Source organism: Pseudoalteromonas sp. M58, assembly GCF_042604605.1.
Lineage (GTDB): Bacteria > Pseudomonadota > Gammaproteobacteria > Enterobacterales > Alteromonadaceae > Pseudoalteromonas > Pseudoalteromonas tetraodonis.
In genome coordinates, this window is record NZ_CP152390.1 from 1,183,949 (window position 1) to 1,206,493 (window position 22,545).

Below are 22,545 nucleotides of genomic sequence, written 5' to 3' on the forward strand. Positions count from 1 at the left end.
TTTCGTATTGCATCTTGTAAGTAATTTATTCGGGGGTTATTTCGTTTTTAACTTCTTCAGGTAAAGCCGGTGGATTGATCACGGTAAACGATTTCATCTGCACTTCAAACTGTTCCACACCTTTTTCACCTTTCCACATGCGCACGAGCATATAATCCATTTCTGGGGCAAACCATGCTAAGGCTTGGCGTTTGTCATTGTCGTATAAACGTTTTACTTTAATGGCTTCTACGTTACCAATCGGTAAGGAAATCATTTCGGTTTCTACCACTTCAAAGTCGTAGTCACGGCAATTACCTTTTTTATCAACCAGTGGAAACGAGAAACTGGTTTTTCCTTTTTTAAGTCCTTCTCGAACTTGCACTTGATAAGAAATACCATCTTGGAAGTTATCATGCCATTGGCATTTTAACGGGTAGTCGCTGGTGTTACTGGTGACAGTTTGTGTTTGACGATCAAAGTTAATTTCATACTTTTTGTCAGGCCCAGTCCCCGTGCGGATCATAGAGTACTGAATAGGCTCTACTTTATCGTTAGCAAAGCTAAAAGTTGATGACTCTTGACGTGAGTCAGAGAAAATCATCCATTCAATATCGCTATGGTAAGTGACTTGGTAGTTATTATTATCGAGTTTTTTAAGCGTCCGCTCGGCTGTACCATGATTTGCGCCTTTGCGCAAAATATCGTAGCTGGCTTGATACTGGGTTAACTCACCTGCAATCAGGCTGGTAGGAAGTAATAAAGTGCCCGCACATAATAGCCAGGCACTTAATTTTTTATTTTGGGTAGTGCGCGCCGTGTGCAGGAAGTTGTTTTTCGTCAAGAACTGCATAATCTGCTTCCATCGTAAGTCGTTGTTCACTGAACCACTTGACCACCAAAGGATAAATTATGTGCTCTTGCGCATGCACACGCTTAGCGAGCGTGTCTGCTGTATCGTCTGCTAATACAGGCACTTTGGCTTGAAGAATAACGGGTCCGCCGTCTAATTCTTCAGTAACAAAGTGAACACTAACGCCGTGAACGTCGTCTTTTGCATCAATTGCTCTTTGGTGGGTATTCAGCCCCTGATACTTAGGCAACAAAGATGGATGAATGTTCAACATTTTTCCAACATATTTTTGCACTAAGCTAGGAGTTAGAATACGCATAAACCCAGCTAATACAACTAGATTTGGTTCAAAAGAGTCAATTATATGCATTAACTGGGCATCATACGCTTCGCGTGAGTCAAACTCTTTATGACTCAGCACGTGTGTGGCAATACCTGCATTTTTTGCACGCTCTAACCCATAAGCGTCTGCTTTGTTACTAATAACAGCCGCTATATGGGCGTTTATCTCGCCGCTTTCACAGGCGTCTATAATGGCTTGTAAATTTGAGCCACTGCCTGAGATCAAAACTACTAGACGAGTGGGTGCCATTACGCAGCACCACCTACAATTTCAACTTGCTCTTCGCCAGCAACTGCATCTTGGATTTCACCAAGGTGCCATGCGTTCTCGCCAAGATCTTTTAAGATATTTAAGCTATTTTCAAGCTCATCCGCAGGTACAACTAACACCATGCCTACACCACAGTTAAATGTGCGGTACATTTCATGTGTTGTAATGTTGCCGTTTTCTTGCAACCAGCTAAACACACTTGGCCACTGCCAGCTATCACCTTTAACAACCGCTTTAGCAGATTCAGGTAATACGCGTGGGATATTTTCCCAAAAACCGCCACCAGTAATATGCGAAAGGGCATGCACGTCTACTTGCTTGAACAACTCAAGTAATGGTTTAACGTAAATACGTGTTGGTTCTAAAAGGTGCTCACCTAAGGTTTTGCCATCAATCACTTGATTAGTATCAGCGTTAGAGACTTCTAAAACTTTGCGAATTAAAGAGAAACCATTTGAGTGAGGACCGCTAGAAGCAAGGGCAATAAGTTGATCGCCTGCAGCTACTTTAGTGCCATCAATAATTTTTGATTTTTCTACCACACCGGTACAAAAGCCTGCCATGTCGTAGTCTTCACCATCATACATACCTGGCATTTCAGCTGTTTCGCCACCAATTAGGGCACAACCTGAAATTTCACAACCTTTACCAATACCGGTTACTACGTCGGCTGCTGTGTCTACATCTAGTTTACCCGTTGCATAGTAATCTAGAAAAAACAGGGGTTCAGCGCCTTGTACTATTAAATCATTTACACACATCGCAACTAAGTCGATACCTACAGTATCGTGCTTTTTAAGGTCAATTGCTAAGCGTAACTTAGTGCCAACACCGTCAGTGCCTGCTACAAGTACGGGTTGCTTATAACCTTCAGGAATTTCGCAAAGTGCGCCAAAACCACCAATTCCGCCCATCACTTCAGGACGACGAGTTTTTTTAACTACGCCTTTAATACGCTCAACAAGTGCATTACCAGCGTCGATATCTACGCCCGCGTCTTTATAGCTTAGAGACTGTTTTTGTTCGCTCACAGGTTTTCCTCAAAATAGTTGTTTTGATGCTTACTTAGAAACGCGCGTATTTTACAACAATTGCAAGGGCGCGGCTAGTTGAAATCTGGATTTGATTTTAAAGACAAGGACACTTGTCCGCTAGTTGCTGTATTAGTAAACAAAAAAAGCGCCCAATGGCGCTTTTTAATATGGAAATAAAAATTAATACTACAAATTAGGCTTTAGCTGTGAGTATTGCTCTAAGTGGAGCAGGGTAGCCTTCAATGGTTTTACTGGTGTCAGCGGGGTCTAAAAAGTCAACTAAAGATTCGTTTTCCATCCAGTCAGTTTTACGTTGCTCGTCGAGCGTTGTAATAGCACAATCTTTAATTTGCACGTCTTTAAAGCCAACTCGTTCCATCCACAGTTTTAATGCCGCAGTGCTTGGAATAAACCATACATTACGCATTTTCGCGTAGCGGTCGGTCGGTACTAATACGGTGTTTTCATCGCCTTCAATAACTAATGTTTCAAGCACGAGTTCTCCGCCTGGGCGAAGCTGTGCTTTTAATTGCGCTAAAAAGTCGATAGGGGAACGACGATGATAAAGCACCCCCATTGAAAATACCGTATCAAACGCTTTGAGCTCTGGCAGGGCTTCTACACCTAATGGTAACAAATGCACGTTTTCATCTGGGTTAAAGTGTTTAATTGCCTGAAACTGGCACAAAAATAAGTCAGATGGATCAATACCCACCACAAATTGAGCACCTTCACCGCGCATACGCCATAGGTGATACCCCGAGCCACAACCAATATCTAATACAGTACGGCCTTTTAATGGCTCAATATGCGGTAGCAGTCGATCCCATTTCCAGTCGCTGCGCCATTCGGTATTTATTTCAATACCGTGAACGTTAAACGGGCCTTTACGCCAAGGCATCATCCGTTTTAATAAATGCGTGGTTTGCTTTTGCTCGCCTTCAGACATTTCGCCAGGCGCACCTATTGCTACTTTGCTGACAATATCAACTTGGTTTGTTGATACCTCGGGTAAGTTTTTCAGCACTTTTTGCCATTGTGGCAAATCGCCATGACTTGCCTCTTGTTGCCAATGCTTTAATTGCGCAGGCAAGGTTTCTAGCCAGTGGCTAAGTGGGCTTTGTGCAATCGCAGCGTAAAATTGGTTAAACCATGCAGACATGTGTCACTCTCTAAATTATTTAATTGCTACCATTGAGCAAAAATTAAAACATTGATACCACACTTGCGTTTGGCTAAAACCAATGTCGCTTAAACGTTGTGTATGTGTACTAAGTGTATCGGGGCGCATTACGTTTTCAATGGCAGTACGCTTTTGGCTTATTTCAAGCTCAGAGTAGCCATTATGGCGTTTAAAGTCGTGGTGCAAGTCAATCAGTAAGTTATCGCACTGCTCGTTTTCGGCTTTAATTTTTTCACTTAATAACAAAACGCCACCGGGCTTTAAATTAGCGTATATTTTTTCAAGTACCGCTTTGCGCTGCGCAGGTGGTATAAATTGCAGGGTAAAGTTCATTGCCACTACTGAGGCATTTTGAATATCAAGCTCGTTAATATCACCTAATGTAACCGTTACAGGAACGTCCGATCTAAATCCTTGTAAATGAACCTTACAACGCTCCACCATGGCTTGTGAGTTATCTACAGCAATAATGTGGCAGCTATCGGTTTGAATATTACGGCGCATACTTAAAGTAACCGCCCCTAACGAGCAGCCCAAGTCGTACAGGTTAGAATTAGGCTGAGCATACTCACCCGCTAATTTTCCCATAGTACTTACAATAGTGGCATAACCGGGTACCGAGCGTTGGATCATGTCGGGAAATACTTCAACCACGTTTTGATCAAAACTAAAGTCTTTTACTTGTTGCTCAGAGGCATAAATACTGTCTTTTATACTCACGAAGGCAGTCTCTTTGAAAATAATAGTGCTATTTTAACATTTTATGCTGGATAGTCAGTGATAAATTCAGTAGCTTGACTAGAATTATGAAGAATAAGTATAAAAGAGATTATTAAATGAGCAAAAGTAAGGTTATTAGTACCGACGATATATTAGCAACATTATGCCACTCAGTAACGGGTGTACTTTCATCAGCCAGCGGCAACGAGATCAGCTATTCAGCCATGGTACAAAAAATAACGCGTACTTGTATGCGACCAGACATAGGCTGTTTTGTTTTATTTGACGGGGGCTTTACCGGCTTAGTTGTCACCAACTTTACGGCGCAAGCGGCCATGGAAATTTACGGCGATTATATGCGTAACATGGGTATGCCAGAAGACGAAATCGCACACAGCCACTTATCTGATGACGTTTCAAACGTGATGGGTGAGTTGATGAACCAAATAGTGGGCGACTTCACGTCAAAAGTGCGTGAACAACTGCATACCTCTATTACCCAAAATCAGCCAAAAATGATGGCTATTAATAAACAAGTGCAAATATCGGTTGATACCACTATGGATCGTCCGCAAGCACGTCGCGTAACGTTTACGACTCGCAACCAAAATATATTCTATTTAGAATTAGCGATGGATAAAACAGAGTTTATTAAACTTCACGACTTTGACATTGTAGAAGCGATAGACCCAGACGATATTATCGAAAATGAAGCCAAGCAAAAAGCGGATAAAGAAAAAGCGAAACAGCCCAAGCAAGATGATAGCGATGACGACTTTATGGCCGAACTAGGGCTTTAATGTTTTTACGTAGGTTGGGTTGAGTGAAACGAAACCTAACGAGCTAGCTGTCAGTTTTTAGCTATCAGTAAATTTTAAAAACGCGATTTAGTATCGCGTTTTTTGTTAACGAGGGCTTTCATTGTGAACTCGTGTGTCATTATTTTGGCTGACCGCTGACCGCTGACCGCTGACCGCTGACCGCTGACCGCTGACCGGTGACCGCTCAATTATACGGATTCTCACCCATCGCAATAGCCACACAAAAAATCCGTAAATCTAGCTCTAGCTGATGGTACTCTGGCTCCATATGGCAGCACAGTTTATAAAAGCCTTTGTTATGGTCTTTTTCTTTAAAATGCGCGAGTTCGTGCACCACTAATGCTTTTAATAATGGCTCAGGCGCGCGCAGTAAATCGCTGTTTATTGCTAAATCGTGCTTGCGGGTTTTACCTTGCATACGGTACGTGTGGGTACCGAGCGCATTGGTAACCATATCACCTTGTTTTTTAAACGCAGCGCGTCCAAATGGCGGGGCGTTTTTTAAATACTGCTTTTTAAGCTCAGTGGCGTAGCTATACAGTAACTTATCACTGGTAATACGATGCGCCTGCGGGTATTTTTTAAGTAAATACTCACTTACTTTTCCTGCTTTTATTAGGCTTAATACTTGCTCAACGATATTGGCAGGGTAGCCGGTAAAGTAACGTGCGTATTCACTCATTATTGTCTCTGTATTTTGAATTTATTTTTAAAAAAGTGCTTGCTGGTGGGCTTCTTTTTCGCCACTAAATGGATTGAGTACGTTGTGATTATACCCCAAATCTTGGCAAAACTGACGAGCCAGCAGCGGCGCTTCGCGGTTATCAGCGGTATGAAAAAACACATAGGGGCTTTTACCTTCATCCAACCATTGGGTTACTTTGCTAAGCCAAGGCTGATAAAAGGTCTTATAATCGTTTTCTAAATCAGCAATAACAAAACGTGCCATAGGCTGCGAGCCCGTAGCAATAGCGTGTACCGGTAAATAAGGCTTTTTTTGTTGTGCATCTATTAGCGCTTCGGTGGTTGGCTTTACTGCAAAGAGCGCCCGAGTATCCATAGCAATGCGGTTTATATTATGTGCCATTAAAAGCTGATTAAGTGCGATTTCGGCCTCACCTTTTTTGAAAAAATCAGGGTGGCGTACCTCAACCCCATAGTTTAGCTCTTTAGGAAGTAACTCAATAAAAGCGGCAAGCTTAGCTAAATGCTGTGGGGCAAACGCTTTAGGTAATTGCAGCATTATTTGCCCTGTTTTTTCAAACAGTGGGGCGAATAAATTAAGCCAATTGGTTAGCTCATGTTGCACGTTACTAAGCTGGAGTTCATGACTAAAGCGACGATGAAATTTAAAGGTAAATTTAAACTCATCAGGTACACTGGCAGCCCACCGTAATACAGTGTCAGGCGAGGGATCGGCATAAAAACTGGTGTTACCTTCCACCGAATTAAAATGCTGCGCATATTCACTGAGCATATCGGCATTTTTACACTGGCGTGAAAATAAATTTCCTTTCCATGCGTTGCTCGACCACTGCGGGCATCCAATGTATAGCATACTAACAAAAGCCTTGATATAAAGTGCCGGTAGTGTAACAAATAACAAAACAGTGCGCTGTAAATTCCACCCCGAAAGGTAAACACGCCCTAGCATCTTCAACCTACTTGGGTATAATGCAGGGCTTAATTTGATTATTTTGAATTGCTAGCGGCTTTATTTTCATTTTGGTGTTTATAAAAACTTTTAAAACAACAGTGTTTAACCGCTATATGCCTTTTATCTGACAGGAAAACTATGCGCTCTATATACTGCGGACAGCTAAATAAAACTCACGTAGATCAGGAAGTTGAACTATGTGGCTGGATCAACAAACGACGTGACCTTGGTGGACTTATCTTTGTCGATTTACGCGATAGAGAAGGTTTAGTACAAGTTGTATTCGATCCGGAAGTTGAAGGATTAATGGAAACAGCTAACAAACTTCGTCAAGAATTTTGTGTTCAGTTAAAAGGGATTGTACGCGCTCGCCCAGACAGCCAAGTAAATAAAGACATGGCTACCGGCGAAGTAGAAATTTTAGGCACGGGTTTAACGATTATTAACCGCTCTGAGCCTATGCCACTTGATTTTAACCAAGTGAACTCAGAAGAGCGTCGTTTAAAATATCGTTACTTAGATTTACGTCGTTTAGAAATGAGCGACCGTATTAAATTACGTGCTAAGGCAAGCAGCTTTGTACGTCGCTTTTTAGATGAAAATGGCTTTTTAGATATCGAAACGCCAGTACTAACTAAAGCAACGCCAGAAGGTGCGCGTGATTATTTAGTACCAAGTCGTGTACACAAAGGTAGCTTTTACGCATTACCGCAGTCGCCACAGTTATTTAAGCAATTGTTGATGATGTCGGGTTTTGACCGTTACTACCAAATTGTTAAATGTTTCCGTGACGAAGACTTACGTGCTGACCGTCAACCTGAATTTACTCAAATAGATTTAGAAACCTCGTTCATGAGCTCTGATCAAGTACGTGGTATGACAGAGAAAATGATCCGTGAAATGTGGCAGTCATTACTAAATGTTGATTTAGGTGATTTCCCAATTATGCCTTACTCTGAGGCAATGAGCCTATATGGTTCTGATAAGCCAGACTTACGTAACCCAATGAAGCTTATTGATGTAGCCGATTTAGTAAAAGACGTAGAGTTTAAAGTATTCTCGGGTCCAGCAAATGATGAAAAAGGCCGTGTTGCAGTACTAACGGTACCAGGTGGCGCATCACTTTCTCGTAAGCAACTAGATGACTACACTAAGTTTATCGGTATTTACGGTGCTAAAGGTTTAGCATGGATGAAAGTAAATGACCGCGATGCAGGCGTTGAGGGCGTGCAATCGCCAATCGCTAAATTCTTAAATGAAGATGTGATCACGCAGTTACTTGAACGTACTAATGCACAAACAGGCGATATCATTTTATTTGGTGCGGATAAACGCAACACCGTAAATGAAGCCATGGGCGCACTTCGTTTAAAAATTGGTATTGATTTAGAAATCACTAATTTAGATAGCTGGGCACCACTTTGGGTTGTTGACTTCCCAATGTTTGAAGAAGATGACGAAGGCACACTTCACGCGGTACACCATCCATTTACTGCACCAAAAGATATTAGTGCCAGTGAGCTTGAAGCAAACCCAGCAGCGGCTATTTCAGATGCTTACGATATGGTATTAAACGGCTACGAAGTCGGCGGTGGCTCGGTACGTATTCACAATGCAGATATGCAAGAAGCGGCATTTAGAATTTTAGGTATTGAAGCGCAAGAGCAGCAAGATAAATTTGGTTTCTTACTTGACGCACTTAAATACGGCACACCGCCGCATGCAGGTTTAGCGTTCGGTTTAGACCGTTTAGTTATGTTGTTATGTGGTACTGATAACATTCGTGACGTTATTGCTTTCCCTAAAACCACACAAGCATCGTGTTTATTAACCGATGCACCAAGCAAAGCTAACATCGATTCGCTGACAGAGCTTGCTATTAGTGTAGTTGAGAAAGAATTACCAAGCGCAGAATAAAGCTAGCTTTTAGTTAGATCAAAACCCCTTAGGCTAAATACCTAAGGGGTTTTTTGTTCGGCAAAACCCAATTTAGGTGCTTTATTTTTATGAGCGAGCTATTTAAAGAAAGTCATTATTTTGATCAGTCATTTTCAAACTTTACAGCAAATGCAAAGCGCTTTAGCGATATTGAGTTTGAACAATGTCAGTTTGTTGATTGCGATTTTAGTCACAGCCAGTTTAGTGCCTGTCGGTTTATAGAGTGTGAATTTATTAACTGTAATTTGACTGAACTTAATTGGAATTACAGCTCGCTAGAAGAGGTGAGCTTTACAAATTGTAAGCTCAATAGCATAGTGTGGGGGCAAGTAAATTGGCCGCAATTAGCGCTAACGTCACCGGTGAGTTTTAAACAGTGTGAGCTGAGCCACAGTTCGTTTTTTGAATTACAGTTAAAAGCCTTAACAATGACGAGTTGTTTTGCCAAAGATGTTGATTTTAGGCACGCTAACTTAACTCAAAGCAACTTCTCGGACACTGACTTTAGATATAGCTTGTTTCATAATACAAATCTTAATAAAGCGAACTTTGTAGGCGCTTCGCAATTTAATATTGATATAACAAGCAATGATGTGAGTAATGCAAAGTTTGAACGGCTTGAAGCGTTAAATTTATTAGCTGGACTTGATATCGAGCTGGTTGATTAGCCGCAAGAGCTTACGGCTAATACGTTATTATATTTACTATTAGCAAGCAGGGCCATTTTTGTTGCGCGCGCTAGCAAGTGCACGGGCTATGCTCAGTAGCTCAGGCGAAATATCATCAGCGCCATCTTTAATCAGTTTAGTTACATCACCAGATGAATATAAGCTATCACGCGGTGATTTAATCCCAAGCTCTCTCACAAAGTCTTTGGTTTTACCTGTACTGCCGGTTTCAATAAACTTAAAAATAATCCGTTCGTTGTTACTTTTCGGCTCGGCTTGTAACACTTTAATTTCTTCTTGGTAGGCTTCAATTCTGCTTTGGAGAATGTCGATGCGTTGTTCAATGCTGCTGTATGATTTCATTAATGGATTCTTTTGCGATAATAGTAAAACAATAATCGCTATTATTGCACAAATTAGCAAAGGCGCGCGCTAACCTTTATAATAAAAATTAATGTTAGTTAAAAATGTATAAGTAATACAAGGGAATGCATGTTAAAAATTATAAAAAAGCGTTTAATGTTAAGTGCACTGACTTTAAGCACTATGCTATTTGCATCATCAAGTTATGCCCAAGACGATGCAATCATTGATGAAAGTCGTAATCGCTCTATACCTGTAAATATTACCCTACCAGCTAACCACCTTAAGTGCAGCGCGCAAGTCAAATGCCCAGTGGTATTTGTAAATGCAGGGTATGGCATTAGCCACAATGAATACACTTTTGCGAGTAAGTTATTTAATGCGCAAGGTTATTTAAGCATTGCGGTAGCACATGAGCTTAAAAGTGACCCTGCGCTTAATGGTGCACAGCCTTATTTGACTACCCGTATGGAAAATTGGCACCGGGGTGTTGTAACCCTCAAATTTTTAGTTAATGAGCTAAGTGTTAAATACCCTGAGTATGAGTTTACAAAACTCACTTTATTTGGCCACTCAAATGGTGGGGATATCTCAGCCTTGTATACAGCTATTTACCCAAGTGAAGTAAGCCAATTAATTACGCTCGATCACCGCCGCATGTTATTGCCACGCAATAAAAACATACATGTGCTCACACTTCGAGGTAGTGATTACCCAGCCGATGCGAACGTGCTTTTAACCGATAAAGAGTTAACTGTTTATCCTGTTACACAAACGTTGATAGCAGAATCACGTCATAACGATATGTACGATGGCGGCCCTAAATGGCTGGTGGATAGAATGAGTAAAGAGGTAGCGGCGTTTTTAGAAAATTAAACGATACAGTCAGCTTTTAAATTAAAATCCTAAAAATAGCGCAGGCCTACTGCGCTATTTTAGTTTTAAGTTACTCTACCAGTTCACTCACCACCAAAGGGCTATTATGTAGCGTTTTATGCACAGGGCATTTATCGGCTATTTCGAGTAATCGATTTCGCTGAGCGTCAGTTAAATCTCCTTGTAAGGTTATTTTGCGGGTAATGGCCTCTATATTGCCGGTTTTTTCGCAATCATCACAATTTCGGTTGTAATTACAGGTATGGTTAAGCTCTACTTTTATATGCTCTAGCGGTAACTCTTTGCGACTTGCATACATGCGAAGTGTCATTGCAGTACACGCTCCAAGCCCAGCGAGTAAATGATCATAAGGGTCTGGGCCTAAGTTTTTGCCGCCGACATCGGTAGGCTCATCAGCAAGCCATGTATGGTTTTTAGTACTCACGTGTTGAGTGAATTGATGATCTTTTTCTTCAACTAATACACTGCCGTTAGTTAATTTTGCACTATAGGGTGTTTTCTCGTATTCAACATAGCGATTAGCCCACGTAGCAATGACGTCGGCTGCGTAGTTAGCGTCTTCTTTATTGCTGAGTAAGTGATCGGCATTATCTAAACTTATAAAGCTTTTTGGATGCTTGGCAGCGGCGTAAATTTTTTCGGCTTCACTAATATTCACGGTGGCATCAATAGGAGAGTGCATAACCAACAAAGCACGCTTAAGCTTGCCTATATGGCTGTTATCGTATTTGGCGATGTCATCTATAAATTGCTTTTTAATCGTAAACTCACGCCCAGCTAAACACACTTTTGCTTCACCCGATTGGTTTATTTCATCTAAATGAGCAGCAAAGTTATGAGTAACATGCTGGGCATCTGATGGCGCGCCTATAGTCGTAATAGCTGACACTTCGGGTATATGCTCTGCTGCTGCAAGCACCGCAGCACCACCTAAGCTGTGACCTATTAATAACTGAGGTGCTTTAAAGTGTGTTCTTAAGTGATTGGCAGCAGCCACTAAGTCTTGAATGTTTGATGAAAAGTTACTGTTGGCAAAGTCACCGTCGCTATTACCAAGCCCTGTAAAATCAAAGCGTAATACGGCAATGCCTTGCTGAGTGAGTGCGCGGCTTATTCGTGTTGCAGCCGCTACATCTTTAGAGCAGGTAAAACAGTGGGCAAATAAGGCATAAAATTTCACCTCACCAGAGGGCTGTTCAAGTTGTCCAGCAAGTTCTAATTCACCGCTTTTAAAAGAGACTTTTTGTCGCATGAGAATACCTTAACTAATTGATAAAGTGTGTGGTGCTGATAAATAAGAGATTGGTACGGTGGGATGAAAATTCAATATTGGCATTATTTTGATCTCGATCAAGCTAGAAAGGGCTTGCCAATTGAGTGCGGACATATGTCCTTATAATTTCAAAGGGGTTTGTCTATCCTCGCACAGCATATAAATGCAGCCTTTATTACTTGAATTAAGTAGTTCAGCTATATTTGAATGTAATACCAATTTGCATAAACCTGTGATTAATTTAATGTATTAAGTCGTTGTTTATCGGCGTTTAAAAAACCTTATCTAGAACAAGTAGATATAATTTTTTTGCGTAGTTAGCATGTAATATTTAGTTAATTTAATGGATATTTACTCAAGCGAATTGGTAAATGGCTTCTAACAACCTACTTACTGGAATGTACCATGCAATTACCTACAGTTGATTATAAAGCGGACGATGCGGCTGCGCAATTTGTTGAATCGTTGAGAAATACTGGTTTTGGCGTATTAAAAAACCATCCTATTCCGCAATCTTTAGTTGAGTCTATTTATAAAAATTGGCAAGACTTTTTTAACTCAGAGCAAAAGCATGAGTTTTTATTTTCAAAAGAAACGCAAGATGGCTATTTTCCACCGTCGGTATCAGAAGTTGCTAAAGGCCATACAGTAAAAGACATTAAAGAGTACTTTCATGTTTACCCTAAAGGCCGTGTTCCTGCACAACTAGAGGCTGATGTGCGTGAGTACTACCGTTTAGCTAATGAGTTTGCGGCAACATTATTAAGCTGGGTTCAGGCTGAAGCGCCTGAAGAAGTCCGTGCTAAGTTCTCTATCGATTTAAAAGATATGATTGCCCAGTCTGAGCAAACGTTGTTGCGTATTTTACATTACCCGCCAATGACAGGTGATGAAGAACCAGGCGCTATTCGCGCGGCGGCGCACGGTGATATTAACTTATTAACTGTATTACCAGCATCAAACGAGCCGGGTTTACAAGTTCAAAAAACCGATGGTGGTTGGTTAGATGTGCCATGTGATTTTGGTAGTTTAATTATTAATATTGGTGACATGCTACAAGAAGCATCAGGTGGCTACTTCCCATCAACGATTCACCGTGTAATTAATCCATCAGGTAAAGCAACAACCAAATCACGTATTTCATTACCATTATTTCTACACCCTCGTCCAGATGTGGTGTTATCTGAACGCTACACAGCAGATAGCTACTTACAAGAGCGTTTACGTGAGCTAGGTGTAAAATAATCCTTTAGCATATGTAATGCTCAGGTAAATAAAAAGCGGCTGTTTAGCCGCTTTTTTAGTATTTGTGTGTATTGATTTGACACAAAGTAAATAATGGCATGCATTCTGAGCTACTAAAGGTATAATGCGCGCAACTGGCCACTTTGGCCTAATTTGAAATAGAGAGTTTATATGAGTTTTGATGGTTTAGGTTTATCACAGTCTTTAGTTAATGCGGTTTTAGAAAAGGGCTATGAAACGCCAACGCCTATTCAGGCTCAAGCTATCCCAGCAATTATTGCGCGTCGCGATGTAATGGCCGCAGCACAAACAGGTACCGGTAAAACCGCTGGTTTTACTTTGCCACTAATTGAGCGTTTATCGTCGGGCACTAAAGCAAAAAGTAATCATGTACGTGCGCTTATTTTAACGCCAACCCGAGAGCTTGCGTTGCAAGTAAGCGAAAACGTTGAAGAATACGCTAAGCATTCTGATGTGAGTTCGTTTGTGGTTTACGGTGGTGTAAAAATTAACCCACAAATGCAGCGCCTGCGTAAAGGGGTTGATATTTTAGTGGCCACACCTGGGCGTTTAATTGATTTACACAATCAAAACGCGGTTAAATTTGATAGCGTTGAAGTACTGGTTTTAGATGAAGCCGACCGTATGTTAGACATGGGCTTTATCCACGACATTAAACGCTTAATTGCAAAAATGCCTGAAAAACGTCAAAACTTAATGTTCTCAGCAACCTTTTCTGACGACATTCGTGCATTGGCCAAAGGGTTAATTAACGATCCGGTTGAAATTTCAGTCGCTGCCAAAAACACGACTGCTAAAAGCGTGACTCAATGCGTGTACGCTGTCGATAAAGCGCGTAAAACGGCCTTATTAAGCCATTTAATTCGTAGCAACAATTGGCAACAAGTACTGGTATTTAGCCGTACTAAACACGGTGCTAACCGTTTAGTTAAGCAACTGGAACGCGATGATATTGTTGGCGCAGCAATCCATGGTAATAAATCTCAGGGCGCACGTGTTAAAGCATTGGAAGGCTTTAAAAGTGGTGAAGTGCGCGTATTAGTGGCAACCGATATTGTTGCCCGTGGTTTAGATATTGTTGAGCTTCCACACGTAGTTAACTACGACTTACCTAATGTATATGAAGATTATGTTCACCGTATTGGCCGAACTGGTCGTGCGGGTGCATCAGGGCATGCCATTTCGTTTGTAACGGTCGACGATGCAGTGGATTTATACGGTATTGAACGCTTTATTGGCGAGTTAATTCCTCGTGCTGAAGAAGAAGGCTTTGAACCGGCTAACCCTGTTGCTGAGCGCGCCCTCGATGCTCGCCCACTGCCTGCTAAAAAGCCAAAGAAAAAACAACCATTTAATAAGCCTAAATCTGATAGCAGCAAACCTAATAGCAAAAAGCCTAACAATGGTGGCAATGGTACAGGCCCACGTCGTGGTGGTTCTAAAAAGCCAGCAGCAAAAACAGACGAGAATGCACAAAACCCTTGGGCAAAACGCCAATCGGTAGGGGGCACTGGTCAGCGCCGTCGTCGTCCAGCAAATAACGACTAATTGTCACTGCGTTTAGTTAAACGCAGCTGCAAAAAAAGCGCTAGCTTTAAGGTTAGCGCTTTTTTGTTTTTAATTTATCAGTAAGTAATTAATGCCTAGGCCAACAAACAGCGTAACGCTAACACTCAGTAACGTGCCTAGCATCACATATTCCGTGAGTTGTTTATCTTTGCTGGCACTTAAGTCGCCAAATCTAAACACGGATTTGGCGGCAATTAAAAACCCAAGCCCAGCAAACTGATCTAATAAAATAAATGTCAGCATAAGTACTCGTTCGAGCATACCAATACTTTGTCCTGCTAAAGGGAGGCTACCATCACTAGAAAAGTGATTAGTTAAACGCTCTAACATCATTCTTATAAATACCGCACTGGGACTTAAAATAATAAGGTAACCAGTTATAACCCACAGCACTTTTTCGTTGAACAATAACGCCATAAAATTGTTAGTAAATTGCTGATTATCAGTGAGCCAAATGCTTATCACAACAAGGACGGTGATATGGGCAATTTGGTCTAATAAAAAAGGCACCACGCCTTTATTTGAATACGATTTTGCAATATCAATAAAGTAGTGGCTGATCATAATAATACCGGTGGCCAGTAATACGCTGCTTAGTTGTTGCCAGCCAAAGCTATATTCCCAAAGTGCAACAACGACAGCGCTGGTAACTCCGTGAACCAATACATGGTAGTAAAGTTTTTTTGCTTTAAAATGACGGGTGTTTCTGTCGTTTACCCAGCTCATGGGTTGCCAATAAAAATCAGCGAGTAAGTGGCTAATAATCAGTGCGACGAGCAATATTGAAAATTCCATTAGTCATGTCCTTGCTGTATGCTTTTAAGCTGTTGTTGTGCATGTAAAATAAATCGTTCTATCAGCTGATAGTTAGCAAGGTTAAGCAGCTTAGTAACGTTTTCGCGGCTGGTGTTGAGCTCATTAGCTAAGGCTGCATGGTTGTTATTAGTATGGGTTAAATATACATACAAAGCATTTGCTTGTTTTTGGGTTATTTTACACAGTAATACATCGACAAACGCTAGGTTTAGCTTAAAGCTCTCATCAACTGGTTGTTTTGCAATAGCAAATGTAAAACGTTGGTTTGTCATTTTATCTAGCTCATGACCAGAGAGAGTAAATGCAGAGCCTGTAGCAGTTTTTATACTCGTACCAGGGTTATCTATGTGTCCCAATGCCATGCTTTGGCGCAATTCATAGCCGGCAGATTTGAGCTGTAGATAGATAAGAATAGCGGTGGTAACTAACCGTTCACTTTTTTCTACTTGCAGCTGAAATGCATCCCCACGGTAAATATCCCAAGATGTTGTTTTATTACAATTTGCACGTAAACTTTGCTCTAGCTGATAAAGCATGGCATCGTATTGTTGTTTAGGTATTTTTTGCGATTTAATTATATCGCCGCTGATCACACCAATCATATAAATCCAGATAGATTATTTATATGTAACTAATTTTGGTTACATCTTAAAATGTAACCGTATTTGGTTACATTGGGTTTGGTAACTAATTTAGGTTACTTAACACGCAATTGCAAGTATTACTCATTAGGACATAATAATGACCTCACAACAAAGCAGCAAACCTCGTGTAGGTATTTTTGTCGATGTACAAAATATTTATTACACCTGTCGCGAAAGCTACGGTAAAAACTTTGATTACAATGCCTTTTGGCGAATGATAGAGCAACAATACGATATTGAATGTGCGTTTGCTTATGCAATATATCGAGGTGATGAAAAGCAAAATCAGTTTCAAAATATTTTGCGCGCTATTGGCTTTGAAGTAAAACTAAAACCCTTTATTCAACGCCGTGACGGCAGTGCCAAAGGCGATTGGGATGTAGGTATAACCATAGATATGCTAGAGCAGGGAAAGCAGCTTGATAAGGTTATTTTACTCTCGGGTGACGGTGACTTTGCGTTATTACTTGGGCACTTAAAAAATCAATACAATGTTTCGTGTGATGTATACGGTGCTGATAAATTAACCGCAGAGGTACTTAAGCAAAGTGCTGAGCAATTTCATTTAATTGACAATCAGTTACTACTTTAAAAAGTATAAGCGCTGCGTTGGTTCGGTGTAATTTTGAGCAGAATGCCCACCTTCAACATGAGCATTTTTAATACAGCGGGTGCATAGATTAATTAAGCCTAATTTAGGCTTTTTTTATGGCGGTAATAAATTGGGTTTAGTGGATGATTATGGTAATTTTAAGAATCAATTAGTATCAAGGAATTACATGCTTAACTACAGTAATATGCCATTAGACAGAGGCTCAAATGCGCGCAAAGACCCTACTTGGGTAGACGCAAAAAAAACAGCAGACAGCTTATGGCTTTTAGTTAAAGGCAATCACACCTTATTTGCTAACAGTAGCCCTGAGGTGGTGTATTTGGCTTACCTACAGGTGGCACATTTAGATTTAACGCAGGCTATTTTTTTAGGTTCAAATGAGCAGGATAATGCCGTATTTGCGCTAGATGTAACCGCACTCGACGAGTCGTTATTAGCAACGATTATTGATGGCGCCCAGTTTGCAGATATTCGCCAGTTTGGTACACAGGTGGCGCTTGAAGATGGCTCAAATGCAGCGCTTGCCCGTGGGTTGTGTTACTGGCATGCCACTCATAGTTTTTGTGGTCGTTGTGGTACCAAAAATCACTTAGTTGAAGCGGGTCACTCTCGATTATGCGACAATCCTGCGTGTTTGCACCAGACTTTTCCGCGTACCGATCCTGCGGTTATTATGGTAGTAACTAAAACATTTTCTGATGGGATTGAACGCTGCTTATTGGGTCGCCAAGCAACTTGGCCAAAAGGATTGTATTCATCCCTTGCAGGCTTTGTTGACCCTGGTGAAACCCTTGAACAAACCGTGATCCGAGAAGTAAAAGAAGAGGCGGGTATTACTGTGGAAAAAGCAGAATACATTGCTTCGCAACCTTGGCCGTTTCCTTCGTCAATTATGCTAGGTTTTATTGCCACAGCAAGCAGTGATGAAATAAGCACAGAGCAAGATGAACTTGAAGATGCAAAGTGGTTTTCTCGCGAAGAACTTGCGCAATTTAAAGATTGGCACCATCAAGGGGAGCATTTAAAGCTACCTAGAGCTGATTCAATTTCGCGTTATTTAATTGAATATTGGCGTACTCAGATAGAAGGATGAATCATGTCGAGCAAAAATAAAAATACTCAGTTAGTCTCATCAGGGCGCAAAAAAGCGTACACCCATGGCGTAGTCAATCCTGTGGTACAGCGCGCTTCAACGATTGTGTTTGATTCTGTGAGTGAGCTTAAAGAAGCGGCTAAAACACGCGGTGATAAAACGTTATTTTATGGCCGTCGTGGCACCACTACGCATTTTGCCCTGCAAGAGGCAATTACTGAACTCGAAGGGGGTGAAGGCTGTGCCTTATACCCATGTGGCGCGGCAGCGATAAGCCAAACATTGTTATCGTTTTTAAAGTCCGGTGATCATATTTTAATAGTGGATACTGTTTACGAGCCAACCCGTGATTTTTGCGACAAGATTTTAGCGGAGCTGGGCATTACTACGACCTATTATCCGCCCATGATTGGCGCAGATATAAAAGAGTACATTCAAGACAATACCAAAGTGTTGTTTTTAGAATCTCCGGGTTCAATTACCATGGAAATTCAAGATGTTCCCGCTATGGTGCAAGTGGCAAATGATCATAATGTGATGACAGTGCTTGATAACACTTATGGTAATGGTTTGCACTATCGCCCACTTGAACATGGTGTTGATATTAGTATTCAAGCGGCAACCAAATATATTGTAGGTCATTCAGATGTGATGATGGGCGTAGCTGTAGCGAATAAAAAATATTGGCCAACACTTCGTGAACACTCTTATTTACTCGGGCAATGCACCAGTGCAGATGATGCGTATTTAGCACTACGAGGTTTGCGTACCATGGCGGTGCGATTAAATCAGCATGAAAAAGCGGCTATTGAGGTTGCTAAATGGTTAGAGCAGCACGAGTTAGTTGATCATATTCGCCACCCAGCATTTGAAACATGTCCTGGGCATGAATTTTTCAAACGCGATTTTGACGGTAGTAATGGTTTGTTTTCGTTTGTAATGAAAACCGGTAACCAAAAGGCCATTGATGCTTTTTTAGATAGCTTGCAGCATTTTAAAATGGGCTTTTCTTGGGGAGGCTTTGAGAGCTTAGTAACGGCAAACCTATCAATGAAAGGGCTGCGCTCGCAAACAGGATGGGAGCATGGACCTGTTATTCGTTTGCACATTGGCTTAGAAGATGCTGAAGATTTAATTGCCGACTTACAGCAAGCATTAGCTATTTATGAGCAACATTTATAATTACTAATTGTTTAAATTACATTATTTGTTACAAAGCCTACCTCTGAGTAGGCTTTTTTTTGCTAGCAATTCAACGTGTTTACACTTAGTGTTGTTAAATAACGCTTATTTTAAAGCATGAACAACGTCATTAAGGATAGTCAATGGCAACACCATTACCAATAAACGTAGGGCGCTTAACTCAAATTGCGGGTTTTGAGCTTGTACGTATGTTTTTAACTAAACGAGGACTTATTGCACTGGCGGCTTTTGCACTAGTGTGGCTTGTTATTTTACGTTACCCCATAGGGCAGGCAGTGGGCATTATCAGCTCCCCCGATTTTGAACAAATAGCCCGTGATATTTCCGGCTCTATTGGATTAAATAAGTTACTTGATTGGCCTGAAGCCGAATTTGCTATGTATTGGCTAATTGCTTTGTATAGTTTTCCTGTTTTTAGCTTATTTATTTGTAGTGATCAAACTGTGGGTGACAGAGAGAGGGGGACTTTAAGGTTTTTATCACTGCGCTCAACCCGCTTTGAAATACTCTTTGGTCGATTTTTAGGGCAGTTAGCGGTACTAACCTGTTTAGTTGGCATTACATTGGTAGCGACATTGGCGGTGCTCGGGTTTCGCGATCCGAGCTTACTTGCTGGTGGCGTTGGCCGTGCAGTTTCAATATTTTTAATTCTCATTGTTACTTTTGCGCCGTTTGTTGCGTTAATGAGTTTGATTAATACTTTTGCGAGCTCATCTCGCTTATCTATTGTGTTAGCCATTTTATATTTTACAGCCGGTGGCATTATTGTTGGATTGCTGGAGTGGCAAATACCCGCATTAAGTGTGCTTGATTATTTATTCCCTGGTGTGCAAATAGAGTTATTAGCGGGACAGAACTTACCGCTATTGGGTGCATTGGCTATTCCGCTTGTGCAAACAGCGGTGCTACTTGTGGTTGCGCAACGTGTTTTTGCAAGGAGCTCACTATGAAATCATTAATCACAGGGCGTAATTTAAGTAAATCGTACGGCTCAAAACTGGCTCTTAATAATGTGAATTTTGAGATTCAAAAAGGTGCTCCCGTTGCGCTTGTTGGCCCTAATGGCGCAGGAAAAACTACTTTATTTAGTTTGCTGTGCGGCTATATAGCCCCTAGCATGGGAGAGCTTGAAATACTCGGCCATAAACCAGGCAGCGCTGCTTTATTTAATAAAGTGAGTGCATTACCGCAAGATGCCCAGCTTGATCCGCGTTTTAATATAGATAAACAACTTAGTTTTTATGCCAAGCTACAAGGCATGAGTACTAAGCAAAGCCACGTAGAGGCACTTCGTGTGCTTGATTTAGTGGGCCTTAGCGAAATTGCAAAAAACCGCGCTGGGGATTTATCCCACGGTATGCGCAAGCGTGTAACCATAGCGCAAGCATTAATTGGCTCACCACAAATTGTAATGTTAGATGAAGCCACGGCAGGGCTTGATCCTATTCATGCCAGAGAAGTGCGCGAGTTGGTATCTCAGTTAAGTGACCAAGCGACGTTTATTTTAAGTTCACATGATTTAACTGAATTAGAACGACTGTGTTCCCAAGTACTCCATTTGGATAAAGGCGTATTAAGCGAGCACCAAACTAAAGCAGTGAACACCGATAAGCACTTTTACACCTTAATGCTTAGCGACGTGTATCAAAATGTGGAGCAACAACTCCAAGCACTTGAGGGGGTGAGTCGTGTTTATATGAGCCAGCACAAAGAGTACGTGATTGAGTATCAACCAACCAGTGATCCGCTCGATATAGCACTATTGCAATTTTGTCGCCAACATAATTGGCAGTATCGGCAGTTAGTAAATGGCCATACATTAGAAAATCAAATATTTAAACAGGAGAAACTATAATGGGACTATTTAGTGGTTTAATGGGTAATGCCAGTGAAGTGGATGACGCTGATTTAGAGAAAGTGTTGGCAAATACCCTTATTGAAGGTGAGCAAGTTGAAAAAGCGTATAAAGTTGTCCGTGATATGTTTATCTTTACTAATAAGCGACTTATTTTAATCGATAAGCAAGGCGTGACAGGGTCTAAAATGGAAATGATCAGTATTGCCTATTCTAAAATTACTAAATTCAGTAAAGAGAGTGCGGGGCACTTTGATTTAGACGCCGAGTTAAAAATATGGGTAGGTTCAGATCCAACGCCTATTAGCAAGGACTTTAAAGCAGGTGATAACATAAATGATGTTTATAGGATAATCAGCCAGTATTCATTATAGAAACAAACAAAAATCGGTGTAAAATTAAAGTAATTGTTTACAGCTTGTTGCGATTACTTTAACATAAATTACTCCAACACTTTCTTACAAATTCCCTAACAAATACAATTGCTTGATTCAGTTTTCGTTCAGTTTCGCGGCGTTAGCATACCCCCACTTTAGCAATGTAGTTAAAGTACAAAAACAATGTACATAGGGATGTTTCATTATGAAAAAGTTAGCAATTATTATTTCAGGTCTTTTATTATCAAGTGCTGCACACGCTGCAGATAGCTATCAATCAATCAGTAACTTAGGCTACACAGATACTGATAACAACGATACTATCAGCGTGGACTCTACTTACTACTTCTCTCCAAAGAGCACACTAGGTCCATACGACCAATTCGAATACATTAACAAGCAAAGCAACGTATTTGGTGGCTACGCTGATGACGATTTTGGCGATGTGACTGCTATTGGCGGTGAATACTTCGTTGAAGATTTTGTTGTTGGTGCGTCTTACCAAAATGCTGATTACAACTCTAACAACGAGTCATACACACTTTCTGCTGGTTATTTCTTTAACCCAGATTTACTTGCAAAAGTAAGATTTGTTGATCAAAAAGATGGTGATAACGTTACATTCTTTTCTTTAGCATACAACCACATGCTAAACGATACAGATTATGTAGGTATCACTGTAGAATCAGATGATGATTTTGATTCTCGTTCAGTAGCTGCTAAATACTTTGTTGATTTACAACAAGGTAACTACTTAACAGTAGAAGGTACATTTGTAAGCCTTGACGAAGCAGATGACCAATGGAACGTAGAAACAAACTACTACTTCTCTAAAGCGACTTCTGTATTTGCAGCTTACGATAAAGAAGACAACTACAGCTTTGGTGCTCAACACTTCATCAATAAAAACATTGGTTTAAAAGTGGGTTACGGCAACAACGCAGATGACTCAGATAACGATGCTTACTTTGCTAACATGCGTTTTCAGTTTTAATTAAATAATTAAAACCAGTTAAGTAGTAAAAAGCCCACACTTTGTGGGCTTTTTGCTGTGTGTAATAAATGCGTAACTCTACTTTATCATTATATTTTAATTACAATAGAATCGGC

Annotated in this window: 24 protein-coding genes; 13 read left to right on the plus strand and 11 right to left on the minus strand. The window is 40.8% G+C overall.

The genetic code is table 11. From position 1 onward, the window contains the following. Nucleotides 1–25: 25 nt before the first annotated feature. From AAGD16_RS05505 to cmoA, 5 genes are all read right to left on the minus strand, one after another. Nucleotides 26–823 (minus strand): DUF3108 domain-containing protein, encoded by a 798-nt coding sequence (locus AAGD16_RS05505; RefSeq protein ID WP_232311360.1) that lies wholly within the window; start codon nt 821–823, stop codon nt 26–28. Continuing rightward, the gene (gene purN / locus AAGD16_RS05510; RefSeq protein WP_036956951.1) at nt 777–1,424 is read right to left on the minus strand and encodes a phosphoribosylglycinamide formyltransferase; all 648 of its coding nucleotides are present in this window, start codon (nt 1,422–1,424) and stop codon (nt 777–779) included. The genes AAGD16_RS05505 and purN overlap by 47 nt, the downstream gene beginning before the upstream one ends. Next, nucleotides 1,424–2,476, minus strand: coding sequence for a phosphoribosylformylglycinamidine cyclo-ligase (purM, locus tag AAGD16_RS05515; protein WP_016899473.1), 1,053 nt, complete (start codon nt 2,474–2,476; stop codon nt 1,424–1,426). Before purM ends, purN begins: the two co-directional genes overlap by 1 nt. A 196-nt stretch (nt 2,477–2,672) precedes the next feature. Continuing rightward, a complete protein-coding gene (cmoB, locus tag AAGD16_RS05520) occupies nt 2,673–3,641 on the minus strand; it encodes a tRNA 5-methoxyuridine(34)/uridine 5-oxyacetic acid(34) synthase CmoB (RefSeq protein ID WP_377114149.1) in 969 nt (322 codons plus the stop codon). Nucleotides 3,642–3,656: 15 nt separating this feature from the next. Then, nucleotides 3,657–4,382 (minus strand): carboxy-S-adenosyl-L-methionine synthase CmoA, encoded by a 726-nt coding sequence (cmoA, locus tag AAGD16_RS05525; RefSeq protein ID WP_008111640.1) that lies wholly within the window; start codon nt 4,380–4,382, stop codon nt 3,657–3,659. Nucleotides 4,383–4,498: 116 nt separating this feature from the next. Between cmoA and AAGD16_RS05530 the strand changes: the two genes are divergently transcribed. After that, on the plus strand, nt 4,499–5,182 hold the full coding sequence (locus AAGD16_RS05530; protein ID WP_008111638.1) for a DUF3334 family protein: 684 nt from the start codon (nt 4,499–4,501) through the stop codon (nt 5,180–5,182). A 205-nt stretch (nt 5,183–5,387) separates the two neighbouring features. Here the strand turns inward: AAGD16_RS05530 and AAGD16_RS05535 are convergent, their stop codons facing one another. Next, the gene (locus AAGD16_RS05535) at nt 5,388–5,885 is read right to left on the minus strand and encodes a M48 family metallopeptidase (RefSeq protein WP_377114154.1); all 498 of its coding nucleotides are present in this window, start codon (nt 5,883–5,885) and stop codon (nt 5,388–5,390) included. Nucleotides 5,886–5,912: 27 nt separating this feature from the next. Continuing rightward, nucleotides 5,913–6,761 (minus strand): DUF72 domain-containing protein, encoded by an 849-nt coding sequence (locus tag AAGD16_RS05540; RefSeq protein ID WP_377114157.1) that lies wholly within the window; start codon nt 6,759–6,761, stop codon nt 5,913–5,915. A gap of 237 nt (nt 6,762–6,998) precedes the next feature. Here AAGD16_RS05540 and aspS point away from each other — a divergent pair, with 237 nt between their 5' ends. Next, a complete protein-coding gene (aspS, locus tag AAGD16_RS05545; RefSeq protein WP_377114160.1) occupies nt 6,999–8,777 on the plus strand; it encodes an aspartate--tRNA ligase in 1,779 nt (592 codons plus the stop codon). 89 nt (nt 8,778–8,866) lie between these two features. Then, the gene (locus tag AAGD16_RS05550) at nt 8,867–9,466 is read left to right on the plus strand and encodes a pentapeptide repeat-containing protein (protein ID WP_377114163.1); all 600 of its coding nucleotides are present in this window, start codon (nt 8,867–8,869) and stop codon (nt 9,464–9,466) included. Between the two features lie 39 nt (nt 9,467–9,505). Here the strand turns inward: AAGD16_RS05550 and AAGD16_RS05555 are convergent, their stop codons facing one another. Continuing rightward, nucleotides 9,506–9,829, minus strand: coding sequence for a hypothetical protein (locus tag AAGD16_RS05555; protein WP_008111621.1), 324 nt, complete (start codon nt 9,827–9,829; stop codon nt 9,506–9,508). A 129-nt stretch (nt 9,830–9,958) separates the two neighbouring features. Here AAGD16_RS05555 and AAGD16_RS05560 point away from each other — a divergent pair, with 129 nt between their 5' ends. Further along, nucleotides 9,959–10,705, plus strand: a complete 747-nt coding sequence (locus AAGD16_RS05560) for an alpha/beta hydrolase (RefSeq protein ID WP_377114166.1) — start codon at nt 9,959–9,961, stop codon at nt 10,703–10,705. Between the two features lie 70 nt (nt 10,706–10,775). Here the strand turns inward: AAGD16_RS05560 and AAGD16_RS05565 are convergent, their stop codons facing one another. Continuing rightward, a complete protein-coding gene (locus AAGD16_RS05565) occupies nt 10,776–11,978 on the minus strand; it encodes an alpha/beta fold hydrolase (RefSeq protein ID WP_377114169.1) in 1,203 nt (400 codons plus the stop codon). A gap of 426 nt (nt 11,979–12,404) precedes the next feature. Between AAGD16_RS05565 and AAGD16_RS05570 the strand changes: the two genes are divergently transcribed. Both AAGD16_RS05570 and AAGD16_RS05575 read left to right on the plus strand, forming a co-directional pair. Beyond that, entirely contained in the window at nt 12,405–13,244 is an 840-nt protein-coding gene (locus AAGD16_RS05570) for an isopenicillin N synthase family oxygenase (RefSeq protein WP_013464577.1), read from the plus strand. A 171-nt stretch (nt 13,245–13,415) separates the two neighbouring features. Next, on the plus strand, nt 13,416–14,813 hold the full coding sequence (locus tag AAGD16_RS05575; protein WP_028835331.1) for a DEAD/DEAH box helicase: 1,398 nt from the start codon (nt 13,416–13,418) through the stop codon (nt 14,811–14,813). Between the two features lie 69 nt (nt 14,814–14,882). Here AAGD16_RS05575 and AAGD16_RS05580 read toward each other — a convergent pair whose 3' ends face one another. Continuing rightward, nucleotides 14,883–15,629, minus strand: a complete 747-nt coding sequence (locus tag AAGD16_RS05580; RefSeq protein WP_013464580.1) for a DUF3307 domain-containing protein — start codon at nt 15,627–15,629, stop codon at nt 14,883–14,885. Further along, the gene (locus tag AAGD16_RS05585; RefSeq protein ID WP_013464581.1) at nt 15,629–16,252 is read right to left on the minus strand and encodes a hypothetical protein; all 624 of its coding nucleotides are present in this window, start codon (nt 16,250–16,252) and stop codon (nt 15,629–15,631) included. The genes AAGD16_RS05580 and AAGD16_RS05585 overlap by 1 nt, the downstream gene beginning before the upstream one ends. A 139-nt stretch (nt 16,253–16,391) precedes the next feature. On the opposite strand from AAGD16_RS05585, the gene AAGD16_RS05590 reads away from it, so the two are divergent. From AAGD16_RS05590 to AAGD16_RS05620, 7 genes are all read left to right on the plus strand, one after another. Beyond that, a complete protein-coding gene (locus tag AAGD16_RS05590) occupies nt 16,392–16,886 on the plus strand; it encodes an NYN domain-containing protein (protein WP_013464582.1) in 495 nt (164 codons plus the stop codon). A gap of 187 nt (nt 16,887–17,073) precedes the next feature. Beyond that, nucleotides 17,074–18,000 (plus strand): NAD(+) diphosphatase, encoded by a 927-nt coding sequence (gene nudC, locus AAGD16_RS05595; protein ID WP_013464583.1) that lies wholly within the window; start codon nt 17,074–17,076, stop codon nt 17,998–18,000. A gap of 3 nt (nt 18,001–18,003) precedes the next feature. Next, nucleotides 18,004–19,182, plus strand: a complete 1,179-nt coding sequence (locus tag AAGD16_RS05600) for a cystathionine beta-lyase (protein ID WP_377114175.1) — start codon at nt 18,004–18,006, stop codon at nt 19,180–19,182. Nucleotides 19,183–19,325: 143 nt separating this feature from the next. Further along, complete coding sequence (locus AAGD16_RS05605) at nt 19,326–20,153, plus strand: ABC transporter permease (RefSeq protein ID WP_013464585.1); 828 nt, start codon at nt 19,326–19,328, stop codon at nt 20,151–20,153. Continuing rightward, nucleotides 20,150–21,058 (plus strand): ABC transporter ATP-binding protein, encoded by a 909-nt coding sequence (locus tag AAGD16_RS05610; RefSeq protein ID WP_013464586.1) that lies wholly within the window; start codon nt 20,150–20,152, stop codon nt 21,056–21,058. Before AAGD16_RS05605 ends, AAGD16_RS05610 begins: the two co-directional genes overlap by 4 nt. Then, nucleotides 21,058–21,432, plus strand: coding sequence for a PH domain-containing protein (locus tag AAGD16_RS05615; protein ID WP_013464587.1), 375 nt, complete (start codon nt 21,058–21,060; stop codon nt 21,430–21,432). The genes AAGD16_RS05610 and AAGD16_RS05615 overlap by 1 nt, the downstream gene beginning before the upstream one ends. Nucleotides 21,433–21,640: 208 nt before the next feature. Next, nucleotides 21,641–22,429, plus strand: coding sequence for a putative porin (locus AAGD16_RS05620; protein ID WP_013464588.1), 789 nt, complete (start codon nt 21,641–21,643; stop codon nt 22,427–22,429). The last annotated feature ends 116 nt before the right edge of the window (nt 22,430–22,545 follow it).

Excerpts from the sequence above, each read along its gene's own strand:
- purN (WP_036956951.1), bottom strand. The coding sequence starts at position 1,424 with ATGGCACCCACTCGTCTAGTAGTTTTGATCTCAGGCAGTGGCTCAAAT.
- cmoB (WP_377114149.1), bottom strand. The coding sequence starts at position 3,641 with ATGTCTGCATGGTTTAACCAATTTTACGCTGCGATTGCACAAAGCCCA.
- AAGD16_RS05530 (WP_008111638.1), top strand. The coding sequence starts at position 4,499 with ATGAGCAAAAGTAAGGTTATTAGTACCGACGATATATTAGCAACATTA.
- AAGD16_RS05535 (WP_377114154.1), bottom strand. The coding sequence starts at position 5,885 with ATGAGTGAATACGCACGTTACTTTACCGGCTACCCTGCCAATATCGTT.
- AAGD16_RS05540 (WP_377114157.1), bottom strand. The coding sequence starts at position 6,761 with ATGCTATACATTGGATGCCCGCAGTGGTCGAGCAACGCATGGAAAGGA.
- aspS (WP_377114160.1), top strand. The coding sequence starts at position 6,999 with ATGCGCTCTATATACTGCGGACAGCTAAATAAAACTCACGTAGATCAG.
- AAGD16_RS05550 (WP_377114163.1), top strand. The coding sequence starts at position 8,867 with ATGAGCGAGCTATTTAAAGAAAGTCATTATTTTGATCAGTCATTTTCA.
- AAGD16_RS05555 (WP_008111621.1), bottom strand. The coding sequence starts at position 9,829 with ATGAAATCATACAGCAGCATTGAACAACGCATCGACATTCTCCAAAGC.
- AAGD16_RS05560 (WP_377114166.1), top strand. The coding sequence starts at position 9,959 with ATGTTAAAAATTATAAAAAAGCGTTTAATGTTAAGTGCACTGACTTTA.
- AAGD16_RS05565 (WP_377114169.1), bottom strand. The coding sequence starts at position 11,978 with ATGCGACAAAAAGTCTCTTTTAAAAGCGGTGAATTAGAACTTGCTGGA.
- AAGD16_RS05570 (WP_013464577.1), top strand. The coding sequence starts at position 12,405 with ATGCAATTACCTACAGTTGATTATAAAGCGGACGATGCGGCTGCGCAA.
- AAGD16_RS05575 (WP_028835331.1), top strand. The coding sequence starts at position 13,416 with ATGAGTTTTGATGGTTTAGGTTTATCACAGTCTTTAGTTAATGCGGTT.
- AAGD16_RS05580 (WP_013464580.1), bottom strand. The coding sequence starts at position 15,629 with ATGGAATTTTCAATATTGCTCGTCGCACTGATTATTAGCCACTTACTC.
- AAGD16_RS05585 (WP_013464581.1), bottom strand. The coding sequence starts at position 16,252 with ATGATTGGTGTGATCAGCGGCGATATAATTAAATCGCAAAAAATACCT.
- AAGD16_RS05590 (WP_013464582.1), top strand. The coding sequence starts at position 16,392 with ATGACCTCACAACAAAGCAGCAAACCTCGTGTAGGTATTTTTGTCGAT.
- nudC (WP_013464583.1), top strand. The coding sequence starts at position 17,074 with ATGCTTAACTACAGTAATATGCCATTAGACAGAGGCTCAAATGCGCGC.
- AAGD16_RS05600 (WP_377114175.1), top strand. The coding sequence starts at position 18,004 with ATGTCGAGCAAAAATAAAAATACTCAGTTAGTCTCATCAGGGCGCAAA.
- AAGD16_RS05605 (WP_013464585.1), top strand. The coding sequence starts at position 19,326 with ATGGCAACACCATTACCAATAAACGTAGGGCGCTTAACTCAAATTGCG.
- AAGD16_RS05610 (WP_013464586.1), top strand. The coding sequence starts at position 20,150 with ATGAAATCATTAATCACAGGGCGTAATTTAAGTAAATCGTACGGCTCA.
- AAGD16_RS05615 (WP_013464587.1), top strand. The coding sequence starts at position 21,058 with ATGGGACTATTTAGTGGTTTAATGGGTAATGCCAGTGAAGTGGATGAC.
- AAGD16_RS05620 (WP_013464588.1), top strand. The coding sequence starts at position 21,641 with ATGAAAAAGTTAGCAATTATTATTTCAGGTCTTTTATTATCAAGTGCT.